The 22,535-nt window shown below is 56.0% G+C and carries 22 protein-coding genes and 1 tRNA gene; 16 read left to right on the forward strand and 7 right to left on the reverse strand.

Going from position 1 to position 22,535, the window contains the following annotated elements:
* Nucleotides 1-54: 54 nt before the first annotated feature.
* The 9 genes from ACR2R1_RS21055 (at nucleotide 55) to ACR2R1_RS21095 (ending at nucleotide 9,751) form a co-directional block, all read left to right on the forward strand.
* A complete protein-coding gene (locus tag ACR2R1_RS21055) occupies nucleotides 55-522 on the forward strand; it encodes a pilus assembly protein PilP (RefSeq protein WP_240502357.1) in 468 nt (155 codons plus the stop codon).
* A 53-nt stretch (nucleotides 523-575) separates the two neighbouring features.
* Nucleotides 576-2,756: a type IV pilus secretin PilQ gene (pilQ, locus tag ACR2R1_RS21060; RefSeq protein ID WP_077728123.1), complete on the forward strand. Its 2,181-nt coding sequence runs from the start codon at nucleotides 576-578 to the stop codon at nucleotides 2,754-2,756.
* 134 nt (nucleotides 2,757-2,890) lie between these two features.
* On the forward strand, nucleotides 2,891-3,421 hold the full coding sequence (gene aroK, locus ACR2R1_RS21065) for a shikimate kinase AroK (protein WP_077728124.1): 531 nt from the start codon (nucleotides 2,891-2,893) through the stop codon (nucleotides 3,419-3,421).
* A complete protein-coding gene (gene aroB / locus ACR2R1_RS21070) occupies nucleotides 3,418-4,500 on the forward strand; it encodes a 3-dehydroquinate synthase (RefSeq protein ID WP_434111793.1) in 1,083 nt (360 codons plus the stop codon). Before aroK ends, aroB begins: the two co-directional genes overlap by 4 nt.
* Complete coding sequence (locus tag ACR2R1_RS21075; RefSeq protein WP_434111796.1) at nucleotides 4,487-6,109, forward strand: AAA family ATPase; 1,623 nt, start codon at nucleotides 4,487-4,489, stop codon at nucleotides 6,107-6,109. Before aroB ends, ACR2R1_RS21075 begins: the two co-directional genes overlap by 14 nt.
* A gap of 128 nt (nucleotides 6,110-6,237) precedes the next feature.
* Nucleotides 6,238-7,305 carry a uroporphyrinogen decarboxylase gene (gene hemE / locus ACR2R1_RS21080; RefSeq protein WP_347258963.1) on the forward strand — a complete coding sequence of 356 codons (1,068 nt, stop codon included), beginning with the start codon at nucleotides 6,238-6,240 and terminating at the stop codon, nucleotides 7,303-7,305.
* A 3-nt stretch (nucleotides 7,306-7,308) separates the two neighbouring features.
* Nucleotides 7,309-7,872, forward strand: coding sequence for an NUDIX domain-containing protein (locus ACR2R1_RS21085; RefSeq protein WP_077728008.1), 564 nt, complete (start codon nucleotides 7,309-7,311; stop codon nucleotides 7,870-7,872).
* A 313-nt stretch (nucleotides 7,873-8,185) separates the two neighbouring features.
* Complete coding sequence (locus ACR2R1_RS21090) at nucleotides 8,186-8,821, forward strand: hypothetical protein (RefSeq protein WP_205780634.1); 636 nt, start codon at nucleotides 8,186-8,188, stop codon at nucleotides 8,819-8,821.
* Nucleotides 8,822-9,097: 276 nt separating this feature from the next.
* Entirely contained in the window at nucleotides 9,098-9,751 is a 654-nt protein-coding gene (locus tag ACR2R1_RS21095; RefSeq protein WP_077728010.1) for a hypothetical protein, read from the forward strand.
* Nucleotides 9,752-9,909: 158 nt separating this feature from the next.
* Here the strand turns inward: ACR2R1_RS21095 and ACR2R1_RS21100 are convergent, their stop codons facing one another.
* The 4 genes from ACR2R1_RS21100 to ACR2R1_RS21115 all read right to left on the reverse strand — a co-directional run bounded on the left by ACR2R1_RS21100 (nucleotide 9,910) and on the right by ACR2R1_RS21115 (nucleotide 11,380).
* Nucleotides 9,910-10,218 (reverse strand): hypothetical protein, encoded by a 309-nt coding sequence (locus tag ACR2R1_RS21100; protein ID WP_077728011.1) that lies wholly within the window; start codon nucleotides 10,216-10,218, stop codon nucleotides 9,910-9,912.
* Complete coding sequence (locus ACR2R1_RS21105) at nucleotides 10,218-10,796, reverse strand: type II toxin-antitoxin system HicB family antitoxin (RefSeq protein WP_434101732.1); 579 nt, start codon at nucleotides 10,794-10,796, stop codon at nucleotides 10,218-10,220. The genes ACR2R1_RS21100 and ACR2R1_RS21105 overlap by 1 nt, the downstream gene beginning before the upstream one ends.
* Nucleotides 10,793-11,041, reverse strand: coding sequence for a type II toxin-antitoxin system HicA family toxin (locus ACR2R1_RS21110; RefSeq protein WP_077728012.1), 249 nt, complete (start codon nucleotides 11,039-11,041; stop codon nucleotides 10,793-10,795). Before ACR2R1_RS21110 ends, ACR2R1_RS21105 begins: the two co-directional genes overlap by 4 nt.
* 252 nt (nucleotides 11,042-11,293) lie before the next feature.
* Nucleotides 11,294-11,380: transfer RNA gene (locus ACR2R1_RS21115), tRNA-Leu, on the reverse strand.
* 83 nt (nucleotides 11,381-11,463) lie between these two features.
* Here ACR2R1_RS21115 and queA point away from each other — a divergent pair.
* The 6 genes from queA (at nucleotide 11,464) to ACR2R1_RS21145 (ending at nucleotide 17,126) form a co-directional block, all read left to right on the forward strand.
* Nucleotides 11,464-12,498 carry a tRNA preQ1(34) S-adenosylmethionine ribosyltransferase-isomerase QueA gene (gene queA / locus ACR2R1_RS21120; RefSeq protein WP_077728031.1) on the forward strand — a complete coding sequence of 345 codons (1,035 nt, stop codon included), beginning with the start codon at nucleotides 11,464-11,466 and terminating at the stop codon, nucleotides 12,496-12,498.
* Between the two features lie 40 nt (nucleotides 12,499-12,538).
* Nucleotides 12,539-13,645, forward strand: coding sequence for a lysylphosphatidylglycerol synthase transmembrane domain-containing protein (locus ACR2R1_RS21125; RefSeq protein WP_077728032.1), 1,107 nt, complete (start codon nucleotides 12,539-12,541; stop codon nucleotides 13,643-13,645).
* A gap of 7 nt (nucleotides 13,646-13,652) precedes the next feature.
* The gene (locus ACR2R1_RS21130) at nucleotides 13,653-14,075 is read left to right on the forward strand and encodes an HIT domain-containing protein (protein WP_086133576.1); all 423 of its coding nucleotides are present in this window, start codon (nucleotides 13,653-13,655) and stop codon (nucleotides 14,073-14,075) included.
* A 4-nt stretch (nucleotides 14,076-14,079) separates the two neighbouring features.
* Complete coding sequence (locus ACR2R1_RS21135; RefSeq protein ID WP_077728034.1) at nucleotides 14,080-14,334, forward strand: YkgJ family cysteine cluster protein; 255 nt, start codon at nucleotides 14,080-14,082, stop codon at nucleotides 14,332-14,334.
* A 71-nt stretch (nucleotides 14,335-14,405) separates the two neighbouring features.
* The gene (locus ACR2R1_RS21140) at nucleotides 14,406-15,974 is read left to right on the forward strand and encodes an FAD-dependent oxidoreductase (protein ID WP_434111800.1); all 1,569 of its coding nucleotides are present in this window, start codon (nucleotides 14,406-14,408) and stop codon (nucleotides 15,972-15,974) included.
* 33 nt (nucleotides 15,975-16,007) lie between these two features.
* Nucleotides 16,008-17,126 (forward strand): polysaccharide pyruvyl transferase family protein, encoded by a 1,119-nt coding sequence (locus ACR2R1_RS21145; RefSeq protein ID WP_434111802.1) that lies wholly within the window; start codon nucleotides 16,008-16,010, stop codon nucleotides 17,124-17,126.
* Nucleotides 17,127-17,178: 52 nt separating this feature from the next.
* Here the strand turns inward: ACR2R1_RS21145 and ACR2R1_RS21150 are convergent, their stop codons facing one another.
* Both ACR2R1_RS21150 and ACR2R1_RS21155 read right to left on the reverse strand, forming a co-directional pair.
* Nucleotides 17,179-18,066 (reverse strand): ATP-binding protein, encoded by an 888-nt coding sequence (locus ACR2R1_RS21150; RefSeq protein ID WP_434111804.1) that lies wholly within the window; start codon nucleotides 18,064-18,066, stop codon nucleotides 17,179-17,181.
* A gap of 15 nt (nucleotides 18,067-18,081) precedes the next feature.
* A complete protein-coding gene (locus ACR2R1_RS21155; RefSeq protein WP_077728038.1) occupies nucleotides 18,082-19,824 on the reverse strand; it encodes a DEAD/DEAH box helicase in 1,743 nt (580 codons plus the stop codon).
* Nucleotides 19,825-19,915: 91 nt separating this feature from the next.
* On the opposite strand from ACR2R1_RS21155, the gene ACR2R1_RS21160 reads away from it, so the two are divergent.
* Nucleotides 19,916-20,563 carry a glutathione S-transferase family protein gene (locus ACR2R1_RS21160; RefSeq protein ID WP_210024161.1) on the forward strand — a complete coding sequence of 216 codons (648 nt, stop codon included), beginning with the start codon at nucleotides 19,916-19,918 and terminating at the stop codon, nucleotides 20,561-20,563.
* Nucleotides 20,564-20,850: 287 nt separating this feature from the next.
* Here the strand turns inward: ACR2R1_RS21160 and ettA are convergent, their stop codons facing one another.
* Nucleotides 20,851-22,518, reverse strand: a complete 1,668-nt coding sequence (gene ettA / locus ACR2R1_RS21165; protein ID WP_086133571.1) for an energy-dependent translational throttle protein EttA — start codon at nucleotides 22,516-22,518, stop codon at nucleotides 20,851-20,853.
* Between the last annotated feature and the right edge of the window lie 17 nt (nucleotides 22,519-22,535).

A 22,535-nucleotide genomic window follows, 5' to 3' on the forward strand; every position in this document is an offset into this window, starting at 1 on the left:
CTCCTCGTGTCGTGGATGCTCGCTATCGGACTAACCGGATGCGCCGGGGACGATTTGACGGATTTACAGGCCTACGTTGCAGAGGTCAAGGCACGTCAGAAAGGATCAGTCGAGCCGTTGCCGGAAGTTAAGACAGTAGAGCCATTTGTATTCAATGCGGAGGATTTGCGAAATCCTTTCGTTATCGATGAGAAGGCTCAGGAGACTGAAGAGGAAAAAATTGCGAGTAGCATCCGGCCAGATATCAATCGCCCTAAGGAGGAACTGGAATCCTACGAGCTGGATACGCTACGCATGGTCGGAACGGTCGATCGGCAAGGTTCGCTGTGGGGATTAGTGAAAGCTACCGACGGAACGATTCACCGGGTGCGCGTCGGTAATCACATGGGAAAAAACTTCGGCAAGATCGTCAACATCAAAGAAAACTTGATCGAATTGGTAGAAATCATATCCGACAGTCCCGGGGCATGGCGTGAACGTAAAGCGTCTCTTGACTTGGCGGAAGTGGGGGAGAAGAAATGAGAGCGGAAATAGGTAACCGTATCGCGTCGGCCGCACGGCAGCGATACAAAAGAATGATGGGTCTTATTCTGATCGGTTTGTCCCTGCATCTGCCCGTCAGTCAGGCGGAGGGGCTTGTACTTAAGTCCGTGGATTTTTCGATCCTGCCTGGGGATAACTTACAGCTGCTTTTGGGTTTAAGTGGGCCCGCCAGAGAGCCGAGAATCTTCCATACCGAAAATCCCGCCCGCATTGCACTGGATTTGCCCGGCGTAACGAACGGTTTGGACCAGAAATTAGTGCCGATCAATGTGGGTGGAGCTCAAAGTGTTCAAGCCGTGGAATCGTCCGGTCGTACCCGCGTGGTCATCAATTTGACCAACATGATGCCCTACACCAGCCGGCTAGACGGTGACAATATTCTTATCACACTGCAAAGCGGCACTGCACCGATTGCCGCCGCGAGCGCAGCATCGACAAAATCGCAGTTTATGGATCGGCCACTCGGCGGAAGCGATAGGCGGATTGAAAACATTGACTTTCGTCGTGGCGAAAAGGGTGAGGGACGACTTCTAGTGACGCTGAGCGATCCTAAGTCCTTGGTTGATATCCACGAAGAGGGACAAAAGGTCATTGTCAGATTTGCCGACACGGGTCTGCCTCCGCAATTGGAGCGCAGGCTCGACGTCATGGATTTCGCTACTCCTGTCCGTTCCGTCGACGCCACGACGGAAGGTGCCCATGCGAGGATGGTCGTAGCGACGGTTTCCGACGACTACGATTATTCCTCTTACCAGACCGATAACGTCCTGACGGTGGAATTTCGTCCGTTGACCAAAATGGAAAAAGAGGAAATCAAGAAAAAGAATTTCTCGTACTCGGGCGAGAAGCTGACGCTAAATTTCCAGGACATTCCGGTGCGGTCTGTTCTTCAAATTCTGGCTGATTTTACCAACCTGAATATTGTTGCCAGCGATACCGTTCAGGGGAATGTAACCCTTCGGCTCAACGATGTTCCGTGGGATCAGGCTTTGGAATTGGTCCTCAAGTCCAAGGGATTGGGGAAACGGCAAGAAGGAAACATCATCCGCGTCGCACCGTTGGAAGAAATCAATAAACAGGAGAAGGAGGAACTCGAAGCTCAGAAAGTCGTGGAAGATTTGGAGCCGCTGCGGACGGAAATCATCCAGATCAACTACACCACGGCCGAAGATATCAAGAAAGTTTTAGTCGGCACCACTGAACGGATTAGCCAATCCATGAGTCAACCGGCCGGCATCGGCGGTGCGTCGGCATCCACAGCCGTATCGACACTGGATGTGAGTCAATCGGTTTTATCCGGTCGGGGTAACGTAACCGTCGATCCGCGGACCAATCAGTTGATCGTGAAAGATACTCCGCGCAATTTGGAGCGAGTCCGCGATCTTGTTCGCCAGTTGGACAAGCCAATTCGGCAGGTACTGATCGAATCTCGGATCGTCATTGCCAGAAACGATTTTCTGAGGGATTTGGGTAGTCGGCTTCAGGTCAACAGGCTGGTTAAAGGGAGAGGCGCCGATTCCTTTTCAGATGCAGGTTCGGGATCAAGCGGCGTCATTTTCCAGCAACCGGCCGCCGGCGGGGAGAAGTCGACCAACGCCGACGTGCTGGTGGATCTCGCGGCTCAGGGCGCGGCAACCGCCGCGACTGGTGGCGCGAGCGCCCTTGGATTCACTCTCATCAAAGCGGGCGATTACTTGCTTGATCTCGAGTTATCGGCCGCACAGCGTGAGGGGCGTAGCGAAACAGTCTCCAATCCTCGGCTGATTACCTCGGACCAGACCAAGGCGGTCATCAAGCAGGGTGTCGAGATTCCTTATCAAACTACGGTTGTAGCGGGGGGAGGAGCGTCGGCCAACATCACCTTCAAGCAGGCAGTGCTTGAGCTGAATGTGACGCCGCATATCACGCCCGACGATCAAGTGTTGATGGAATTGTTGATCAAGAAAGATGAACAAGGCCAGCAAACGCCAGTTGGCCCGGCAATCGATAAGCGCGAGATCGAAACGACGGCACAAGTTGCCAACGGGGAAACCGTGGTGTTGGGAGGCGTTTACGAGGGCTTGAATCGGAATAACACCGACAAAGTTCCGTTTTTCGGGGATCTGCCGGGAATCGGATATATGTTCCGGAGAAATAATGTCGAAGATACAAAAAGGGAGTTGCTCGTTTTCATCACGCCGAAAGTTCTCAAGCAAGATCTCGCCCTTCGCTGATTTCTGCTGACATTGGAAACAAAGGCGCGGCCTTAAACGGCGGCGCCTTTTTGTTTTCAGGCCGGCTGTGAGTGTTACTGCCCGGTATTTTCGACACACATGGTATGATGACCCGATTTCTCACCTCGGGCAGCATGAGACATACGCACAATATTTATTTGATCGGGCCCATGGGAGCGGGCAAGACGACCATTGGGCGACTTCTGGCCAAAGCCTTGGGTGTCCGATTCGTGGATAGTGACAGGGAGATAGAACATCGCACCGGCGTCTGTATCCCTATGATTTTCGAGTATGAGGGTGAGGAAGGCTTCAGAAGGCGAGAATCCGAAGTTTTGGCCGAGTTGTGTTGCGAGGACGGAATAGTGTTGGCTACCGGGGGGGGATCGATTCTGTTGCCGAAGAATCGAGAAGTGCTGCATGGGCGGGGATTCGTCGTATATCTGCAGTGTTCGGTCGAAAAGCAGCTTGAGAGAACTCACAAAGATTCCAACCGGCCGCTGCTCAAGACCGAAAATCCTCGCCAGCGACTACAAGAGTTGTTGCGGGTGCGGGAGCCGATTTATCGCTCTTTGGCCGATTTCATCGTGGATACGGGAACGCATTCCAGCCGCAGCGCCGTCCGCCAAATCTTGAAAGCCTATAACCGAGCAAACGCGAATTCATGAAAACCCTGACTGTCAGCCTGGGCGAACGCAGCTATCCAATTTATATCGGTTCGAGAGTTCTGGAGTCCGGCGAACTCCTGTCTAGGCACCTCAGTTCCAGCCAAGTCATGGTGGTTACCAACGAAACGGTTGCCCCCCTCTATTTGGACCGGGTCAGACAGAGCCTAGACGGCAAGCAGACCGCCGAGGTGGTTTTGCCGGACGGCGAGTCTTATAAAAGCATCGAATCGGCAATGGTCATCTTCGATGAGTTGCTTGTCCGAAAATTCAGCCGAGACGCGTCTCTCATCGCCCTAGGGGGCGGGGTAATCGGCGATCTGGTGGGTTTCGCCGCCGCGTGTTATCAGAGGGGCGTGCCGTTCATTCAAATTCCGACGACTTTGCTGGCGCAGGTGGATTCTTCCGTAGGTGGAAAAACCGCAGTCAATCATCCGCGCGGCAAGAACATGATCGGGGCTTTTTATCAGCCGCAATGCGTGCTGGCCGATACTTCGACGCTCGATACATTGGCTGACCGGGAGTTTAGCGCCGGCTTGGCCGAGGTGATCAAATACGGTCTTATCCGCGATTTCGAATTTTTCGTCTGGCTGGAAGCCAACCTGGAGATGCTTTTGGGCCGCGATGCCGACGCCCTAACCTACGCCATCGCGAGATCCTGTATCAACAAGGCGGAGGTTGTAGCCGAAGACGAGCGGGAGTCCGGGGTGAGAGCAACACTGAATTTGGGGCACACCTTTGGGCATGCCATTGAAACAGGAATGGGTTACGGAAGCTATCTGCACGGCGAAGCAGTAGCGATCGGAATCTGTCAGGCCGCAGATCTCTCACGACGATTGGGTTGGCTGGATACTGATAGCGTCGAGCGCATCATTTCGTTGCTTAGGCGGGCACGGCTGCCGGTGACGCCGCCAGCGGATTTGGATGTAGACCGCTATTTGGACCTGATGGCTGTCGACAAAAAAAACGTGGCAGGTAAGCTGCGGCTAATCTTGCTGGAAAAGATCGGGCGGGCAACTTTGCCTATAGCGGTCGATCTCGAGTTGCTTCGGGCCACCTTGAGTGAATATGGGCGCGGCTGAGCTTTCACTGCCCGCCAGCGGTCGCGAGAGCGCTCATGGCGGGCAATCCTTATCGCTGATTTCTGCGGCACGCATACAAAAGTTCGACTTGCTTTCGCACTTGGCGGTTAACTTGGCTCAGCCCATCGTCGTATGCGGACCGGAAGGCATCGGCAAGACAACCTTCTTGCGTCTTCTCAAGACCCGCTTGGCGCCACTTGCAACGGTTTGCTATTTGACGTCAGCGCCCGGCGTGAGTTTTGAGCGCATCGTCGATGAGTTGTCCCGCGCCTTAAATCAGGAAAAATCGAGATCGACATCGTCGGGAGCGGATTTGACCGATTTGCTGGAAAGCTATGCCAAGGAGCGTCGAAACGTGGTGCTGCTGCTCGACGATGCCGGCGCGCTAGTGTCGGGGCTTTTAGACGCCTTATGGCAGTTAGCTGGCCGTTATCCTTCCTTGTGCTTGGTATTCGCAATGCGCACCGAAGAGATGCCGCAAAAATCCGACACCGACAAATCCGCTCTTGGCGATGCGTTTATATTGGAGATTCCCGCACTATCGGAAGAGGAATGCGGACTCTTCGCGGACCAAGTGAGGGTGACGTTGCCTGTATTGGTCACCGAGCACGGAATTACGGAATCCTTCGTAAAACGGCTGCATGCCAGAAGTCGAGGAATTCCTGGCAAAGTGATCGAAATTCTGGGATCTCCCTACGGATCGGCCACAGCGGCGATATCGACTAAGGTCGGTTGGCTTACCGGCGCCGGCTTATTGGTTGGCGCAACGGCCTACGCGTTTTTTTTGATGTCCTCGCGGCAGATCCCGGAGCCGGACCAACAGATTTACGATGGCCCTGTTGTCCAAAATCCCGAGATGGTCTCCGTTGTCTCTCCCGACTCCGAAAAGGCCCAAGCTGTCCAGCCCCCGAATCTTGACGAGCCGCTTACAGATCCACAATCGTCATCTGTGCCTTTGCCGCTAGCCGAGAGCGAAAAGTCGGAGAGCCTACCGATTCGCGAATCGGTAGAGATGGCAGCGACACGTACGTTCGAAGCGGAGGCGAAGAAAACAGTTGAAGCTCATAAGCCGATAGAACCGGACACCCAGCGTGAGCCACTACCGCCTTCGGTCATGGAAGAACCGAAAAGCATGTCGGAGGCGCAGATCGAGATGTCGCCGGACCGTTTGCCGCCGGCCGGCGCTGTAACTGAAGCTGAGGCGAAGAGGGGCCAATCGGGTGCGCAAGAGAGCGAGCGTTCGAGATCGCCAGAGATCGTTATGGAAGGTCTTAAGAGTGCCGAATGGCTGATGAATCAAAGTCCCGAAGCCTACACCTTGCAGATCGTCGCCGTTTCCCGATTGAACGCGGTGCGTAAGCTGGCCAAACAATTTCCGCCGGGCAGCGAACTGGCCAGTTTTCGTTCCCGCAAGGGAAGCAGTGATCTCTATCCGCTGTTTTTCGGAATCTATCCGACTCTGCCTGCGGCCAAGGAAGCAACGGCGACTTTACCCCTTTCCGTCGGTCAGCCTTTGCCCAGACAGATGAAATCTATTCACCAAGAGATTCGGCGAATGATGCCGCGGCATGCGGAGCTTAGCTCGTCGGTTGATTCTTCGGCTCGTTGAAATTAATCGAACGGATGTTCTAAAGGCGTGTTATGAATTCGGCGTGAATGCCATGTCTTGCTCCCGAGTGTCGATTTTTACGCCCATTGCTGTAACCCGATCTTTCTGCCATTGATTTGCGTGATGCCATGAATGCACCTAAAAATGATTGTCTTATCCGTGCACTATTGAGACAGCCCACCGAAAGGACCCCGGTTTGGATGATGCGCCAAGCGGGCCGCTATTTGCCCGAATATCGTCGCGTCAGGGAGCAAGCGGGCAGTTTTATGAAATTGTGCAGCACGCCCGAACTGGCTTGCGAGGTCACGTTGCAGCCTCTCGCGCGCTTCCGTCTGGATGCCGCCATTCTATTCTCCGATATTCTCACGGTGCCGGATGCCATGGGTTTGGGTCTGGAGTTCGTCGAAGGCGAGGGGCCCCATTTCAGAAATCCGGTCCGCAGTGCTGCGGATGTGCGCCGGCTGTCGGTTCCTGATCCGGAAACCGATTTGCGGTATGTCATGGATGCTGTACGCCTGATTCAACAAAATCTGGACGGCAGCGTTCCGCTTATCGGGTTCTCGGGTAGTCCCTGGACTTTGGCCACCTATATGGTCGAGGGCGGCGGCGGGCAGGAGTTTCGCAGGGTCAAGGGATTGATGTACGAGCAACCCGTGGTTCTCCATGATCTCCTGGAAAAATTGGCCGACGCCGTAGCGCTGTATATCAATGCCCAAATCGCCGCAGGCGTCGATGTGGTCATGGTGTTCGACACATGGGGTGGAATTCTGCCGGCGGCGCATTACGAAGAATTCTCCTTGGCTTACGCCAAGCGCGTACTCGACAAGCTGAATCGGCGCCACGGCGGCAAAATCATACCGACCATCTTCTTTACCAAGGGCGGCGGACAGTGGCTGGAAGCCATGGCGGAAACGGGATTCGACGCCTTAGGATTGGATTGGACCACACCCATCGGAGAGGCGCGTCGACGAGTGGGGCACAAGGTCGCGCTGCAAGGCAATTTGGATCCTATGGCTTTGTATGCACCGATCGAGGCCATACGCACCGAAGTAAAGCGGGTCTTGGAGCAATACGGTCACGGAGAGGGACATGTGTTCAACTTGGGACATGGGATATTGCCCGATGTCGATCCCGAGCACGCCAAGGCGATGATCGAAGCCGTGCACGAATTCAGTCCCGCATTTCACGGACGTTGATTTATGTCGGAGCACAACCCTTGGAAATTGATTCGGCGTCGGGAAGTCTACGAAAATCCGTGGATTCGTCTGGACGAGGACGAGGTGATCAATCCATCCGGCGGGTTGAGTATTTATGGCAGGATCCATTTCAAGAGTCAGGCTATCGGCATCATACCGATAGACGCCGAAGGCAATACTTGGCTGGTCGGCCAATATCGCTACGTGCCCGATGCCTATTTCTGGGAAATTCCCATGGGCGGTTCGCCCGAAGGTGAAGACATTCTGGAGACCGCGAAACGCGAGCTCAAGGAGGAAACCGGCCTGATAGCCAAGGACTGGAGTGTTTTCATGCACTTGCATACCACGAACTCGGTTACCGACGAGGAAGGCTATGTGTTCCTTGCGGAGGGTTTGGTGGAGGGCGAACCGGACTTCGAAGAGACGGAGGCTATTACAATCAAGAAGCTGCCTTTGCTGGAGGCGGTGCGCATGGTGATGGACGGCACAATCACCGACTCGATCAGTGCCGCCGGCCTGTTAAAACTTGCTTGCCTCAGAAATTTGCTTCCTCCCGCCTGCCGTTAGTTAAACCGGTCTGCCAATAGGTCCGCTGTTCCACCATCGGGTTACGGCGCCCGAATGGTCCGGCTTTTGCCTGTATTATCGATAAGCGACATAACCTTGATCGAATTGGGGCAAAAGCTCTGATCGATCACGGTAAGGAGAACCGCAACCGCTCGTCGTCGTCCAATGGATAATCCGTTTTTTCTCCCGGCATACCGGAGGCGTAGGCTTACGGACAGTTGCTATACTCGAGGAGAAGTTTCATGATCGGCTTGCAACACATGTGGATTCGTCGCTTTTTTGGGGTAGATCTTAACTCTTTGGAGGTCTAGACATGATGGCGCCTGAAAACCTCGACGCGAACTTGATTACGGATGTAAACGTCCAGGAATTCTTCAGGGAATCGGTAACAACGGCTTTATCGAATCAAAAAGTCGATGCCGGAGAGGACACCGTCTACTACATCGTCAACTTGCTTGCCTATTTCACCCAGGCGGACAAGCTGTTTTCCCGTACCGCCGAAGGCGTCACATTGCAGCCACTTGCCTTGATCTACGCTGAAGCCGTGGAGGCGGCGAGCATGGAAGAGAGGCATCAAATTCTGCGCAGGCTCGGAGACGTGGCGCTATTGATATCCGGCTTGTTTTCCTCCAGCCTCAATCGAAAGCTCGTCGACATCGACTATTACATCGCCATGGGGGGTACCGCCTATGGATATCTGTGCGACCTTAACCGAGGCACCTTACGAGGCAAAGCTTTCTGCGCGATTTTTGGCGAGCTTTCCGAAAAGTTCCAATCGTTCGTGGACGTACTGTCGGAGGTCGGGGAAAGAACCCCGTTGAATTCGTGCACCGATATTATGAGGCTCTACGAAATCTGGCTTCGAACCGGCAGCAAGCGCGCGGCTGACAAGCTGAGGAAACTGGGCATAGAGCCGGCCCAAGGCTCGATCAGTCGCCGGCACAACTGAAGGAGGCGCCACTTCCTAGAAACGGCAGTTGGCCGCTTTAGAAGGAGTAGAAAAGCCGCATGAATTCTGACCGTCCTACCTTCTACCGATCTCACCGCTTAGGTGAAAAGGCTACGCACCCGATTGCACGGCGGGCGAGCTGCCTGGCGGCGTTGCTTCTCATCGCGGGAGACTACCCCGCTGCCTCGTCGCGCCCCTTCGACGGGGCTCAGGACAGGCTTGCCATCCGGCCCGCCGCCGCACACTCGGACGCGTCCAACTGCCGTTTCTAGGATTATGCGCCTGAATGTCCTGCAGAAGCTGCTGGAGCGCATCTATCGCATCGAGGTTGATCTCGATGTGGAGGATTTCTTGATTACCGATCCGGACCTCGCGCGGCGTTTGGACACCAGCATCAATCCTCGCGAAAGCAAAGAGAAGCTCTTGGTCTCGCAACAAGATGACCATCTGGATCTCGCACTTTTCCTCGATGCCTCGGTATTGGCCCGCCTGACCGATGATGATCCGCTGGTGAGTCTTCATTCCGAAAATTTCATCGATTTCCTTTTGGCCGTGGAAGGCGTCAGTCACTTTCTTTATCTCATATGGAACGCTGGCGTCGAGCGCGGCGTGACGCTGATGGAACTGGAGATGCAGGCCGAGGTGGATAAATTCGTAACCGCCACATCGCTATGGAAGCGGCAGGGCAAAAGTCTTGTACCTTCGGAACTTCGATATTGCCTATTCGAGGCCCCGGCTTACGACGCGGCATTGGACCAGGTTCAGCGGCAGCGCTATGAAGATGCCAACCATTATGCAGGCAAGTATTGCCTTCGATTGGAAACCCGTTATCTGAAAAAAGCGCGGGCAGGCGAGATGATGGAAGAACTCCGCCGGTTTTATCGGCTTACTCAAGGCGAAAAGATTCGGCTGATCAATTCGATTGCTTGATGGGCGCTTGCTTAGAGATGGCCCCAGCCGAGTTTCGACTTACCCGTACTTTTTTTATTTGGATAATTGGCGGGTTAGAAAAAGCTCGCGCGGGCCTTATTCTAACCAAATCGGGAGTTCCCCGGCTCTGTCGGGGGGATAATACTTACTTCTCAACATCATTCGGGTGTTGAATGACGTGTCCTCTTGCTTTTCTTTGGCGCTGGGTTAATTTCCGATGCGTCAACCGCAATCGAGGTCAACTTTTCTGCCTTTTGAATGCCTATCTTCACTACAGGAACAATCGCAGCAGGGAGAAGATTGCTTTCGGATTGCCCAACATTGGCAGCAGATAGCCCGAACTCCATATATAAGGACCAAATGCCTTCGTGGATTCCCTGTTTCTTAATTAATACTTCGGCAATCTCTTTGTGCGAGAACGCGAACCGAGTTGGTTCCTCTGTTTCAACTTGCTTTTCTGTGCTCATTAATTTACCGTCCTGGCGTACCCGACTAAATTATCCGGAACAATGATCGGCTTATCTTCTGGTTCGTTAGTAATCGTTGCGGTAGTGCTCCGCAAGACCGCAAGTCCCCGAAGTAGTTGCACGGGTGTATCGGGTGTATTCTGAAGGGCGGAACGCAAGCCGAAAATGGCCGAGAGCTTTTCATCCGTGCCCAGAGACCTATGACACATTAATGGAACTTCTCGGTTACGTTCGCTAGCGTCAAACGTCTCTACCGCTCGTTGAATTGCTTGTTTGACGAACTCATTAAGTCTAGTCTTTTGTAACCTAGCAACCCGAGCTGCTGCTTTGTGGAGTTCGGGGCCGATCCGAACGTTAAATGATCCGCTATAGGGCTTTTGTGGTTTGACGCCTTGTTCTTCGCACGTAGCAATGTAATCGTCTACTGCCTCATGGAATGCATTTAAAAGCTCAGGTACGGTTTGGGCTTCGAATGTAACAAGTGGATCGATAAATTCCAACTTCCCATATAAGCATCCGTCCTCGAAGCTAACGTTAACGGAACCATAGTAGCCTTTGTAGCGCAGCATATTCATCATAAATACCCCGCGTTTTTTAATTTCTCTATGACCATCTCCAAAGCGTAGCGTTTAACGATTGAACCTGGATGCGGTTTATGTAGATTGATCATGTCATTCGGATTGCCGTTGTCAAACTTGACACGAGATCCATCCCCCTGTCTTTGCCGATATCCAAAGTGTTGCAAGACGCTCACGAGTTCCGTCCACGTGAAGTCTGAAGGGACCGCGATCAATCGTTCGATGAGTTTTTCTTTCTTACTCACGACTCGAAACAGAGTTTAGTAACCGATGGTTACATTAGCAACTGTAATTTAGTTGCACGGTTGCTAATCACATCGCTTTGAGCAGCATACGCTAGTCTGGCTCATCTTCGAGCTTCTCTTTGGAAAAAACAAAAAAGCCCGGTTCATTGCCGGGCTCATTTCTGCGTTACTTCTCTACATTGCATCTACGGGCGTTTTTGCTTGCCGTTTTTGTCGGATGCTTTCGAGTTCATAACGTCTTGATTTTTTAAGTGGTGCCGAGGGCGAGAATCGAACTCGCACTTGGTTTCCCAAACCAGATTTTGAGTCTGGCGCGTCTACCAGTTTCGCCACCTCGGCGCGAAAGCAGGCGAATTATAAAGAAATCTCTCTTAAAAAGCCACATACTGCATTCTTTTCTCCCCGACTGTTACCATCTGTCGATGCGTAAAAGTGATTTCTTTTTTGAGCTTCCCGAGGATCTGATCGCCCAGTACCCGCTACCGGAGCGTAGCGCCAGTCGGCTGCTGTGTTTGGATGGAACGACCGGCGAAATTGACGATCGTATGTTTATCGAGCTGCCGGAACTGCTTCGTGCGGGCGACCTTCTAGTCTTTAACGATACCAAAGTCATGCCGGCGCGGCTTTTTGGCCGCAAAGCGTCCGGAGGCAGGGTGGAGGTTTTGATCGAACGGGTGCTCGGTCCGAGTATGGGCTTGGCCCATGTGCGTGCAAGCAAGGCTCCGAAAGCGGGAACCGAAATTCTTCTCGAAGGCGGTTTTCGATGCACAGTTCAAGGACGGCAAGACGATTTGTTCCTGCTGATGCTTCTCGACGGTCGAACCGTCGATGAAGTCTTGAGCGCCGTTGGGCATATTCCTCTGCCGCCTTATATCGACCGGCCGGATTCGGTATACGATTGGGAACGTTATCAGACCGTGTTTGCGAAGGCGTCCGGTGCCGTAGCGGCGCCCACCGCCGGTCTGCATTTCGATGAAGCGATGCTGGAGCGCCTGGCTGCGAAGGGTATCGAGCGGGCTTTTGTGACGCTGCATGTGGGCAGCGGCACGTTTCAACCCTTGCGGGTGGATGAACTGGATCAGCACAAAATGCATTCGGAGCTTTGCGAGGTCGGTTCGGACGTGGTGGAAAAAGTTAACGAGGTTCGGCAGCGCGGGGGGCGGGTGATTGCCGTCGGAACAACCGTAGTGCGGACATTGGAGTCGGCCTCGCTTAAAGGGTCCCTGACTTCTTACAAAGGCGAGACGAATTTGTTTATTCGTCCGGGCTTCCACTTTCGTTGTGTCGATGCCATGGTTACAAATTTTCATCTTCCGGAATCCACCCTGTTGACCTTGGTGTGCGCTTTTGCCGGTTATTCCGAGGTTCTGGCGGCCTATCGGCACGCCGTAGAGCGCAAATACCGGTTTTTCAGTTACGGCGACGCGATGTTTGTCACGCACAAGCCGCATGCGTAACCGATAATACCCAGACCATCAATTTTTATGCGGAACCGGAATGGTCGCGAAGACGTCCGAGCTTCTTAAGCAGTTCAGCCCCGGGCGAATTCTGTTACCGGTCGTTTTGGGATTGGGTATCGTCGGCTACACGCTGTATGGCGAATGGGTCAAGAGCGGCCTTCCGATGGGCGAGGTGCTGGATCGTTTCGCCTGGACTTCGCGTTCGGTCTTCTGGATTGCTTTGGCGCTCCTGATGATGATGCTGCGCGATTTCGGCTACATGTGGCAATTGCGGATATTGACCGACCGTAAGCTGGAGTGGCGGACCTGTCTCGAAATAATCCTCCTTTGGGATTTCTTCGCCGCGGTTTCGCCATCCATGGTCGGCGGAGCCGCCGTTGCGGTGTTTATGCTGGTCAAAGAACAGATCAGCATCGGTCGCAGCACCGCGATCGTATTTACCACGGTTTTTCTCGATCAGGTGTTCTATACCTCGCTCCCTTTCTTCGCGAGCCTGTTCGTTCCTCAGGCCGACATTTTCGCGCCCTTGCACTACATTCGGTCGGAACTGCTCGGAACCAGCATGATGGTCGGGTTTTGGGTGGCTTGGGGTGGGCTGGTCGTCTACTTGATACTGCTTATTGCGGCATTGTTCGTAGCGCCGCACTGGATCAACTGGTGGCTGACCAGGCTGCTCATGCTACGGATGTTCCGCTTCTGGCGCTCGCGAGGCTTGCACATGGTCAACGACCTGCTCACGGCCTCGCGTGATTTGCGGGATAGGAAATCGATTTTCTGGTTTCAGGTTTGGGTGGCGACATCGCTTGCATGGATAGGCCGATATCTGGTCTTGAACTGCGTTCTTGCGGCTTTTTCCCCTGTGCCGATGACATTGTTCGATCATCTGCTCGCCATTGGTCGACAAGCCGTGTTATGGATAGTCATGGTTCTTTCGCCGACTCCCGGCAGCGCCGGCGTCGCCGAACTCGGTTTTTCCTGGCTGTTCGGGGATTTCGCCCCGGCTGGCGTGGCCCTGGGTCTGGCCATTCTGTGGCGGCTGATCAGCTACTATCCCTATTTGATCATCGGCGTGCCGGTCATGACGCGTTGGGTTAAGCGCGTGTATGGCTCCGATGTCCGGCAGCCGCGAATCGGTATCGATTGAGCCCTTTATGTTCGAATTGCATCCTCGTTTGTCGCAGGATTGTATTCAGTTAGGCCATTTTCCGTTGTGCCGGCTTTTGCTGATGAATGAGAACCGCTATCCGTGGTTCATCCTCGTTCCGGAGCGGGAAGAGCTTAGCGAGATTTATCAGTTGACGGATGAGGACCAGGTTCAGCTTATGCGGGAATCGTCCCACCTCTCCCGTACGCTGTCGGAGCTGTTTCGTGCCGATAAGATGAATATCGCCGCCATCGGCAATCTGGTGCCACAGCTTCACCTTCACCATGTGGTGCGCTATCGAGGCGATCCGGCGTGGCCCGGTCCGATTTGGGGTCGCTTCGATCCGTTGCCTTACGACGCACCTACTATCATGGAGATCAGGCGAAAGCTCGGAGCCGCGCCTTTGCAACATTTTGTCTTTTTCGATTGAGACCATGGACTGCCGGACCGGCTGCGGCGCCTGCTGCATCGCCATATCAATTTCCAGCCCGCTTCCCGGCATGCCCGAAGGCAAGCCGTCAGGCGTTCGGTGCATCCATCTGACCCCTGATTTTCGATGTGCCATTTTCGGGCAGCCCGGCCGTCCGGCTTGTTGCGCGGGACTGCAGCCGTCGCAGGAAATGTGCGGCAACAGCCGGGAAGAGGCGATCGCCTATCTGACCTGGCTGGAAGATGCGACGCTCCCGTAGTCCGCCGGCGAACCAGAACTCGCACCGTTCGCAACAGTCAATATCCAGGGAGTGAACGGAGGAGATCAGGCATGGAGGTTCTTCGCACGGATGTCGCCATCATCGGAGGAGGGCTTGGCGCCTGTGCTGCCGCCCTGGGCGCGGCCAGGGTGGGATATCGGGTCGTTCTGACCGAGGAAACGTACTGGATCGGCGGTCAGTTGACGAATCAGGCGGTTCCCCCGGACGAGCATCCGTGGATCGAGGAATTCGGCGCGACGGCCAGCTATAAGGCGCTGCGGGAAGGTATCCGCCAATACTACCGCGCGCACTTGCCGCTCACGCCGGTGGCAACGGCGGCGAAGCATCTCAATCCGGGCAACGGTTGGGTCAGCCGACTCTGCCACGATCCGCGCGTCGCGGTCGCGGTTCTCCATCAGATGATCGCCCCGTATCAACTCAGCGGCAAAATGTTCGTTATGCACCCCCATTGTCCGATTGACGCATGGACCCACGGTGATCGGGTGACCGGGGTGGTCGTCAGAGGTCTTGAATCCGGACGTGACACCCTGATCGAAGCATCTTATTTCATCGACGCGACTCCGCAGGGCGAGTTGCTCGCCCTGGCCGGAGTGGAACATGTGCTGGGCGCCGAATCCCGCGCCGAAACCGGCGAGCCCCACGCGTCCGAGATGGCCGATCCCAAGGATCAGCAGGCGATCACGGTTTGCTTCGCCATGGAGTACCTTCCCGGCGAGGACCACACTATCGATAAGCCACGGCAATACGAGCTGTGGCGTGATTACCGGCCGCCGGACTGGCCGGGGCGATTGCTCGGCTGGACTACGAGTCGGCCCGAAACCCACGAGCCGTTGACGCGTTTCTTGTTTGAGGCGGAGGACGGACGGCCCTGGTGGCACTTTCGTCGAATTTTGGATGTCACCAACTTCGAGCATGGCTTCGCGCCCAGCGACGTCAGCGTAGTCAATTGGCCCCAGAACGATTACTGGTTCGGACCGGTCTGCGGCGTCGACGAAGTGGAGCAGGCACGAAATCTGGAGGCCGCGCGGCAACTCAGCCTCAGTTTGCTTTACTGGCTCCAGACCGAAGCTCCGCGGCCGGACGGAGGAATCGGATATCGAGGGCTCCGCCTTCGCCGGGACGTGGTCGGCGGAACCGTCGACGGACTCGCGCCGGCGCCTTACATCCGGGAGTCCAGGCGCATCCGGGCCGAGTTCACCGTACTCGAACAGCAGATTGCACATCCGCTCCGACCGGACGGTCCCGAATTTTTCGACGACTCGGTCGGCATCGGATGTTACCGCATCGATCTCCACCCCCGTACCAGCGGCGCTGGTTATCTGGACCTCGGCTGCTGGCCATTCCAGATTCCGCTCGGATCGTTGCTGCCGGTGCGCGTCGAAAACCTATTGCCCGGCGGCAAGAACCTGGGCGTGACGCACATCACGAACGGAGCTTATCGGGTACACCATGTCGAATGGAACGTGGGCGAGGCGGCGGGGCTGCTGGCGGCGTTCTGCCTTGAGCGCAAGGTTCCGCCGCGCTTCGTGAGAAGCCGCAAGGCACTGCTGGAAGATTTCCAATCCCTGCTTCGGCGGCAGGGAATCGGGCTCTCCTGGCCGTCGCTTTCGCCGCTTTGAGGTTTGGGTTGAGATGATTTTCGGAGACAGTCGATGGATCAGCAGAACCGACGATTCCGCATCGGCATTTCAGGATCCTACGGCGGGATGAATCTCGGCGACGAGGCCATTCTGGACGGCATAGCGAGCCAGTTGCGCCGGTCCATCGAGGCCGAGATCACGGTTTTTTCGCGGAACCCTGAGGATACGCTGAGCCGGCACAAGGTCGAGCGTGCTGTCCCGGTCCGGAACCTGACCCGGAAAGAAGTCAGCAGGGAAGTGGAGGGGCTCGATCTGTTTATCCTCGGTGGAGGCGGCATTCTTTACGATCGCGACGCCGAGACCTACTTGAGGGAAGTGTTTCTCGCGCATGAATTCGGGGTTCCTGTGGTCGTGTACGCGGTGAGCGCGGGGCCACTCACGGATTCGAGTGCGCGTAGCGCGGTACGTGAGGCTTTGAACCACGCGGCCATCATCACGGTGCGGGATCGCCAAGGTTATCGGCTGCTCGAAGACGTCGGGATCGATCGCGAGATTCATCTGACCGCCGATCCTGCTTTGCTCACACGTCCGGATCAGCTTCCTCTTGAAGTCCTCAAATCGGAGGGTGTCGAGTTCGAACGCCACCTGGTGGGCTTTTCGGTCAGAGAGCCGGGTCCTGCGGCTCCCGATCTCGACCCGGAGCATTATCACGCGCTGCTCGCCAATACCGCGGATTTCATGGTGGACCGGCTCGATGCCGACGTCGTTTTCGTTCCGATGGAACGGACCGACGTCCAGCACAGCCATGGGGTGGTGGCGCACATGCACAATTCGGAACGAGCGGAAATTCTGAGACGGCATTACTCTGCTCAGCAAACGCTTGGTCTTCTGGGGCGTTTCGAGTTCGCCGTGGGTATGCGGCTCCATTTTCTGATCTTCGCTGCCCTTCAGGGGACACCTTTCGTGGCGCTTCCCTACGCGTCCAAGGTCGTAGGTTTTCTTGACGATCTGGAGATGGAAACGCCGCCGTTGGGCGATGTCGGGATCGGTCAGCTCATCGCCAGGATAGACCGTTGTTGGGACACGCGAGATGAAATTCGCGCCAGGATCAAGCGACGGCTCCCCGCCCTCCAATCCCGTGCGCGAGAGACGAATCAGCTTCTCGTCCGTCTTTTGACGGGATCGGGCTAGCTGCTTCGGCGTTGAGTGATACTCGGTCGATTCCCATAGTCATCTGAAACGATCAGGGGTTATTCACCGGCCGCATATCGAGCTGCATGCGGCCGCTCCAGTCCTTCGCGAACTGCCAGGCAACTCGGCCGCTGCGGGAACCGCGTTGAAGGGCAAAACGAAGAGCCTCGGTACGCACCGCTTCCCAGTCGTCCAAAGGGGTGTGGAGCTTGTCCAGCCAGTACCGGACGATGTCCAGGTATTGATCCTGATTGAACGGATAAAAAGACAGCCATAAGCCGAAACGTTCAGACAGCGAGATCTTTTCCTCCACCGCTTCGCCCTGATGGATTTCGCCCTCGATATGGCGGGCTTGAAGGTTTTCCTCGTGGTACTCGGGCAGCAGATGCCGCCGGTTGGAAGTAGCGTAGATCAATACATTCGCCGGCGGGGCGCTGAACGAGCCTTCCAGCGTGGATTTCAGAGCCTTGTAGCCCGCATCGTCCGCTTCGAACGAAAGATCGTCGCTAAACAGAATAAATTTTTCCGAGCGCGGATAGAGCAGCTCCAAGATGTCCGGCAGCTCGACCAAATGCTGCCGATCCACCTCTACGACACGCAGACCTACGGAGGCATATTCGTTGAGAAGAGCCTTGATGAGCGAGGATTTGCCGGTGCCCTTCGAGCCCCAAAGCAAGGCGTTGTTGGCCGGCAATCCCTGGATGAATTGCCGGGTATTCCGGTCCAGCTCGCACTTTTGCCGGTCGACGCACAAGATATCGGCCAGGGCCAGCCGGTGAGGATTTCGGATGGGTTGCAAAGGGTTGGCGTGACCGGCTCCGCGCCATCGGAAGGCGATGGCACCTTCCCAATCGGGTTCCGCCGGCCCGGAAGGCATCCGTCTTTCGAGACGATCGAGCAGTTCGGATGCCCTGGCGATCAGTTGTGCGAGTAATTCCATAGACGGACGGCTGGTTTAAGGCTGGTCTTCTTTGGGGCGGCGTTTCGCCGCCGGTTTATCCTGCCCCGAGGCTTTCGGTTTCCCGAACTTGCGTTCGCCGGACTTTGCCGGCTTCTTGCCCGGTTTCCGACCGCCGTTGTCCAGCAATTGCAGATTGAGGCGCTGGTTTTTTACCCAGGTTTTCTTCAGTAGCCTAAAGAAATCGTCCGGGAGATCGGCCGGAAGTTCTACCGTGCTGTAAGTATCGAATAGTTTGATCTGACCGATCAGCTTGGAAGAAAGCCCGGTTTCGTTGGCAATGGCGCCGACGATATCCTTGGGCTGCACGCCGTGCTCGCGGCCGACGTCGATGGTGTAGCGCAGTGTTCCTCCTTCCGGGCGTGTTCTTTCCCGCCGGCGTTCACGAACCGGTTCCGGAGCCGATAGTTCCGGTTCCTCGGTAGCTTCCAGCGGACGTTCGCGATGCATCAGATAGGCGAGAGCGGCGGCGATATCGGCGGAATCGCCTATTTCGTCGGTGACCAATTTGTCCACCAGTTCCCGGTAAAAGCTCACGTCCTCGTCGTCCAGAGTTTGAACCAACTGAGCCTTGAACTGCTCGATGCGGCGGTCGGCGATGTCCTGCAGGGTAGGCAGCCGCATTTGCTGTATGGGTTGTCTAGTGGTTTGCTCGATGGCGCGCAGCATTCGCCTTTCGCGCGGAGCGACGAACAGAATGGCCTTGCCTTTGCGCCCGGCGCGCCCGGTGCGCCCGATGCGGTGAATATAGGCTTCGCTGTCGTAGGGAATGTCGTAGTTCACGACATGCGTGATCCGCTCCACGTCCAGTCCGCGCGCGGCGACGTCGGTGGCGACGACGATGTCCAGGGCATTCTTCTTCAAGCGGTCGATGACTTTCTCGCGCAAGACCTGGCTCATATCCCCGTTCAGGGCCGCGGCCTCATACCCGCGAGCCTCCAGTTTCTCGGCCAGCTCCACGGTTTCGGTCTTGGTGCGGACGAAAATGATCATGGCGTCAAAATCTTCCGCGTCGAGAATGCGGGTTAGGGCTTCCAGCTTTTGCACGCCCGAGACCAGCCAATATTGCTGGCTGATGGCCTCAACGGTGGCAGTCTTCGCCTTGATTTTTACTTCCGCCGCGTTGTTGAGATGCCGGTCGGCGATTTTGCGGATGACGGTCGGCATGGTGGCCGAAAACAGCGCGATCTGGCGAGTCTGCGGCGTTTGTTCCAGAATCCATTCGACATCCTCGATGAAGCCCATGCGCAGCATTTCGTCGGCTTCGTCGAGTACCAGCGTGGTCAGATTATCCAAAGACAAGGTTCCGCGGCGGAGATGATCCATTACCCGGCCCGGCGTGCCCACGATGACATGGACGCCGCGGGCGAGTTGCCGCAATTGCGATCCCATGCCCTGGCCGCCGTAAACGGGCAGAATGTGGAAGCCTTCGAGATGGCGGGCATAGGTTTGGAAGGCCTCGGCCACCTGGATGGCGAGTTCGCGGGTGGGCGCGAGCACCAGGGCTTGTGGCGAACGCTGGGACAGGTCGATCCGGGTCAGGATGGGAATTGCGAAGGCCGCGGTTTTTCCTGTGCCGGTCTGGGCCTGTCCGAGCAAATCGCGTCCCTCCAATAGGTGAGGGATGCTTTCCGCCTGAATAGGCGACGGGGCTTCATAACCGATCTCTCGGAGCGCCTGAAGGATGGGCTGGGCAATGGCTAATTGTTCGAAGGACGTAACTGAATTGGGTAATGTCATGTGTTCGATAGAGCTAGTGGAGCGATGTTCGATGTACGATACTCTGGGTTTTCGGAACCGGCGTTTCGGCTATTAACTCAGGAGAGGATTGATGATTAAGCTTTGCGGTTTTCCTATCAGCAATTATTACAATAAGGTCAAGCTGGTTCTTCTGGAAAAAGGCATCGAGTTCGAGGAGCAGGCGGCCAATCCGTTCCATAAGGAAGCAATTTTGCAATTCTCGCCCGCCGGTAAGATTCCTTTTTTGTTAACCGATAAAGGACCGCTCTCGGAGTCCCAGGTCATTCTCGAATACTTGGAAGAGGCGTTTCCGCAAAATCCGCTTTATCCATCCGACCCTTTCGAGCGTGCCAAGTGCCGGGAGTTGATTCAACATTTCGAGCTGAATGTGGAACTCGTCGTCCGGCGCCTGTACGGAGAGGCATTCTTCGGCGGTTCAGCCTCGGATGAAACCAAGGCCGAGGTCAAGGAAAAAATCGGTATGGGCATCGATGCGTTCAATCGCCTCGCGAAATTTTCTCCTTATGTAGCCGGCAAGCGTTTCACGGCGGCCGATTGTGCCCTCTGGCCCAGTTTCGGTTTGCTGTCATCCGCCACGCAACGCATTTACGGTGAGGATTTCTTGCAGAAAGTCACCGGCGCCGCCGATTATATGGGCATGATGGAATCCCGTCCGCACGTTAAGAAAGTGGCGGCGGATCGAGCCGCCGCCATATCGGCCTTCTTTGCGAAGAAATAACCATATTACAGCTTCGAATCAGAGCTTGTGAGAAACCGTCGCGAGCGGTTCGAGTCCGTGCCGACAAATCGGCAGGAATGCCGATTTGCACGGCAGTTGCCGCCCATAGGGTGCCGGACACGGAGGTCCGGCGTGAAAAGCACAGGCGTACAGGCCCTCATCCCGGCCCTCTCCCATAAGGAGAGAGGGGGATTCAAAGAATCGCTACGCGATGCCTTGGTTAGATCGAGTACGTTGAGCACCGCAGGCGCGGACTCGAATCGCGCAGTAGGTTTATCCACAAGCTCTCAGCCCATCAAGGGTTTGAAGCGGATCCGGTGCGGATTTTCCGCTTCGTCGCCTAAACGACGCTTGCGATCGGCTTCGTAGTCCGCATAGTTGCCCTCGAACCAGACCACCTTGCTATCGCCTTCGAAGGCGAGCATATGGGTGGCGATGCGGTCTAGGAACCAGCGATCGTGCGAAATGACCACAGCGCAGCCCGGGAATTCCAGCAGCGCTTCCTCAAGCGCCCGCAGGGTTTCCACGTCGAGATCGTTGGTCGGCTCGTCGAGCAACAGCACGTTGCCGCCGGCTTTCAGCAGCTTGGCCAAATGAACTCGGTTGCGTTCGCCGCCCGATAGCTCGCCGATGCGCTTCTGCTGATCCGAGCCTTTGAAGTTGAAGCGGCCCACATAGGCGCGGGACGGCGTCTGATACTTGCCCACCGTGACCATATCGAGGCCGTCGGAAATTTCTTCCCAGACGGTTTTCTTGTCGTCCATGGCGTCGCGGAACTGCTCGACATAGGCGAGCTGAACCGTCGGACCTACGCGGATATTGCCGGTGTCGGCCGTTTCGGCACCGGCCATCATGCGGAACAGGGTGGTTTTGCCGACGCCGTTGGGGCCGATCACGCCCACGATGCCGCCCTGCGGCAGCCGGAAGTTCAGGTCCTCGATCAGCAGTCGGTCGCCGAAACCCTTCGAGACGCCCTCGAATTCCACCACCAGTTCGCCCAGGCGTGGCCCCGGCGGAATATAGATCTCGCGGGTCTCGTTACGGGCCTGGTATTCGCTGGACGACAGTTCCTCGAACCGCTGTAAACGTGCCTTGCTCTTGGCCTGCCGGCCCTTGGGATTAGCGCGCACCCATTCCAGCTCTTCCTTCATGGCTTTCTGGCGGGCGGTTTCCTGCTTCTCCTCCATTTCCAGGCGTTTTTCCTTCTGTTCCAGCCAGGAGGAATAATTGCCTTCCCAGGGGATGCCGTGGCCGCGGTCCAATTCGAGAATCCAGCCGGCGACATTGTCCAGGAAATAGCGGTCGTGGGTAACGGCGATGACCGTGCCCTGAAAGTCGTGGAGGAAACGTTCGAGCCAAGCCACCGATTCGGCGTCTAAGTGGTTGGTGGGTTCGTCGAGGAGCAGCATGTCGGGATTCGACAGCAGCAACCGGCACAGGGCGACGCGGCGGCGTTCGCCGCCTGAAAGCTTGGTGACGTCGGCGTTCCAGTCCGGAAGGCGCAGGGCGTCGGCGGCGATTTCCAGCTTGCGTTCGAGTTCCCAGGCGCCGGCAGCCTCGATTTTGTCCTGGAGTTCAGCCTGCTCGGCGAGTAATTTGTCGAAATCGGCGTCGGGTTCGCCGAAAGCGTTGCTGACCTCGTTGAAGCGGTCGACCAACGCCTTGATTTCAGCCACGCCGTCTTCGACATTGCCGCGAACGGTCTTGGTCGGGTCGAGCTGAGGCTCCTGCGGAAGAAAGCCGATCTTGATTCCAGGCTGCGGCCGGGCTTCGCCGTCGTATTCCTTGTCCACGCCGGCCATGATGCGGAGCAGGGTGGATTTGCCGGACCCGTTCAGGCCGAGCACACCGATCTTTGCGCCGGGAAAGAAGGACAGCGAGATGTCGCGCAAAATCTCGCGTTTGGGCGGCACGATTTTGCTCACCCGGTTCATCGTGAAAATGTACTGAGCCATTTTGACAGGATTGTGTT

Source organism: Methylocaldum sp. GT1TLB, from assembly GCF_051027445.1.
Taxonomy (GTDB): domain Bacteria; phylum Pseudomonadota; class Gammaproteobacteria; order Methylococcales; family Methylococcaceae; genus Methylocaldum.

Excerpts from the sequence above, each read along its gene's own strand:
- ACR2R1_RS21125 (WP_077728032.1), top strand. The coding sequence starts at position 12,539 with ATGGTCGCGAAGACGTCCGAGCTTCTTAAGCAGTTCAGCCCCGGGCGA.
- ACR2R1_RS21150 (WP_434111804.1), bottom strand. The coding sequence starts at position 18,066 with ATGGAATTACTCGCACAACTGATCGCCAGGGCATCCGAACTGCTCGAT.
- ettA (WP_086133571.1), bottom strand. The coding sequence starts at position 22,518 with ATGGCTCAGTACATTTTCACGATGAACCGGGTGAGCAAAATCGTGCCG.
- ACR2R1_RS21160 (WP_210024161.1), top strand. The coding sequence starts at position 19,916 with ATGATTAAGCTTTGCGGTTTTCCTATCAGCAATTATTACAATAAGGTC.
- ACR2R1_RS21105 (WP_434101732.1), bottom strand. The coding sequence starts at position 10,796 with ATGATGAATATGCTGCGCTACAAAGGCTACTATGGTTCCGTTAACGTT.
- ACR2R1_RS21130 (WP_086133576.1), top strand. The coding sequence starts at position 13,653 with ATGTTCGAATTGCATCCTCGTTTGTCGCAGGATTGTATTCAGTTAGGC.
- ACR2R1_RS21155 (WP_077728038.1), bottom strand. The coding sequence starts at position 19,824 with ATGACATTACCCAATTCAGTTACGTCCTTCGAACAATTAGCCATTGCC.
- ACR2R1_RS21090 (WP_205780634.1), top strand. The coding sequence starts at position 8,186 with ATGATGGCGCCTGAAAACCTCGACGCGAACTTGATTACGGATGTAAAC.
- ACR2R1_RS21135 (WP_077728034.1), top strand. The coding sequence starts at position 14,080 with ATGGACTGCCGGACCGGCTGCGGCGCCTGCTGCATCGCCATATCAATT.
- aroK (WP_077728124.1), top strand. The coding sequence starts at position 2,891 with ATGAGACATACGCACAATATTTATTTGATCGGGCCCATGGGAGCGGGC.
- ACR2R1_RS21085 (WP_077728008.1), top strand. The coding sequence starts at position 7,309 with ATGTCGGAGCACAACCCTTGGAAATTGATTCGGCGTCGGGAAGTCTAC.
- hemE (WP_347258963.1), top strand. The coding sequence starts at position 6,238 with ATGAATGCACCTAAAAATGATTGTCTTATCCGTGCACTATTGAGACAG.
- pilQ (WP_077728123.1), top strand. The coding sequence starts at position 576 with ATGATGGGTCTTATTCTGATCGGTTTGTCCCTGCATCTGCCCGTCAGT.
- ACR2R1_RS21140 (WP_434111800.1), top strand. The coding sequence starts at position 14,406 with ATGGAGGTTCTTCGCACGGATGTCGCCATCATCGGAGGAGGGCTTGGC.
- ACR2R1_RS21100 (WP_077728011.1), bottom strand. The coding sequence starts at position 10,218 with ATGAGCACAGAAAAGCAAGTTGAAACAGAGGAACCAACTCGGTTCGCG.
- ACR2R1_RS21075 (WP_434111796.1), top strand. The coding sequence starts at position 4,487 with ATGGGCGCGGCTGAGCTTTCACTGCCCGCCAGCGGTCGCGAGAGCGCT.
- ACR2R1_RS21145 (WP_434111802.1), top strand. The coding sequence starts at position 16,008 with ATGGATCAGCAGAACCGACGATTCCGCATCGGCATTTCAGGATCCTAC.
- queA (WP_077728031.1), top strand. The coding sequence starts at position 11,464 with ATGCGTAAAAGTGATTTCTTTTTTGAGCTTCCCGAGGATCTGATCGCC.
- ACR2R1_RS21095 (WP_077728010.1), top strand. The coding sequence starts at position 9,098 with ATGCGCCTGAATGTCCTGCAGAAGCTGCTGGAGCGCATCTATCGCATC.
- aroB (WP_434111793.1), top strand. The coding sequence starts at position 3,418 with ATGAAAACCCTGACTGTCAGCCTGGGCGAACGCAGCTATCCAATTTAT.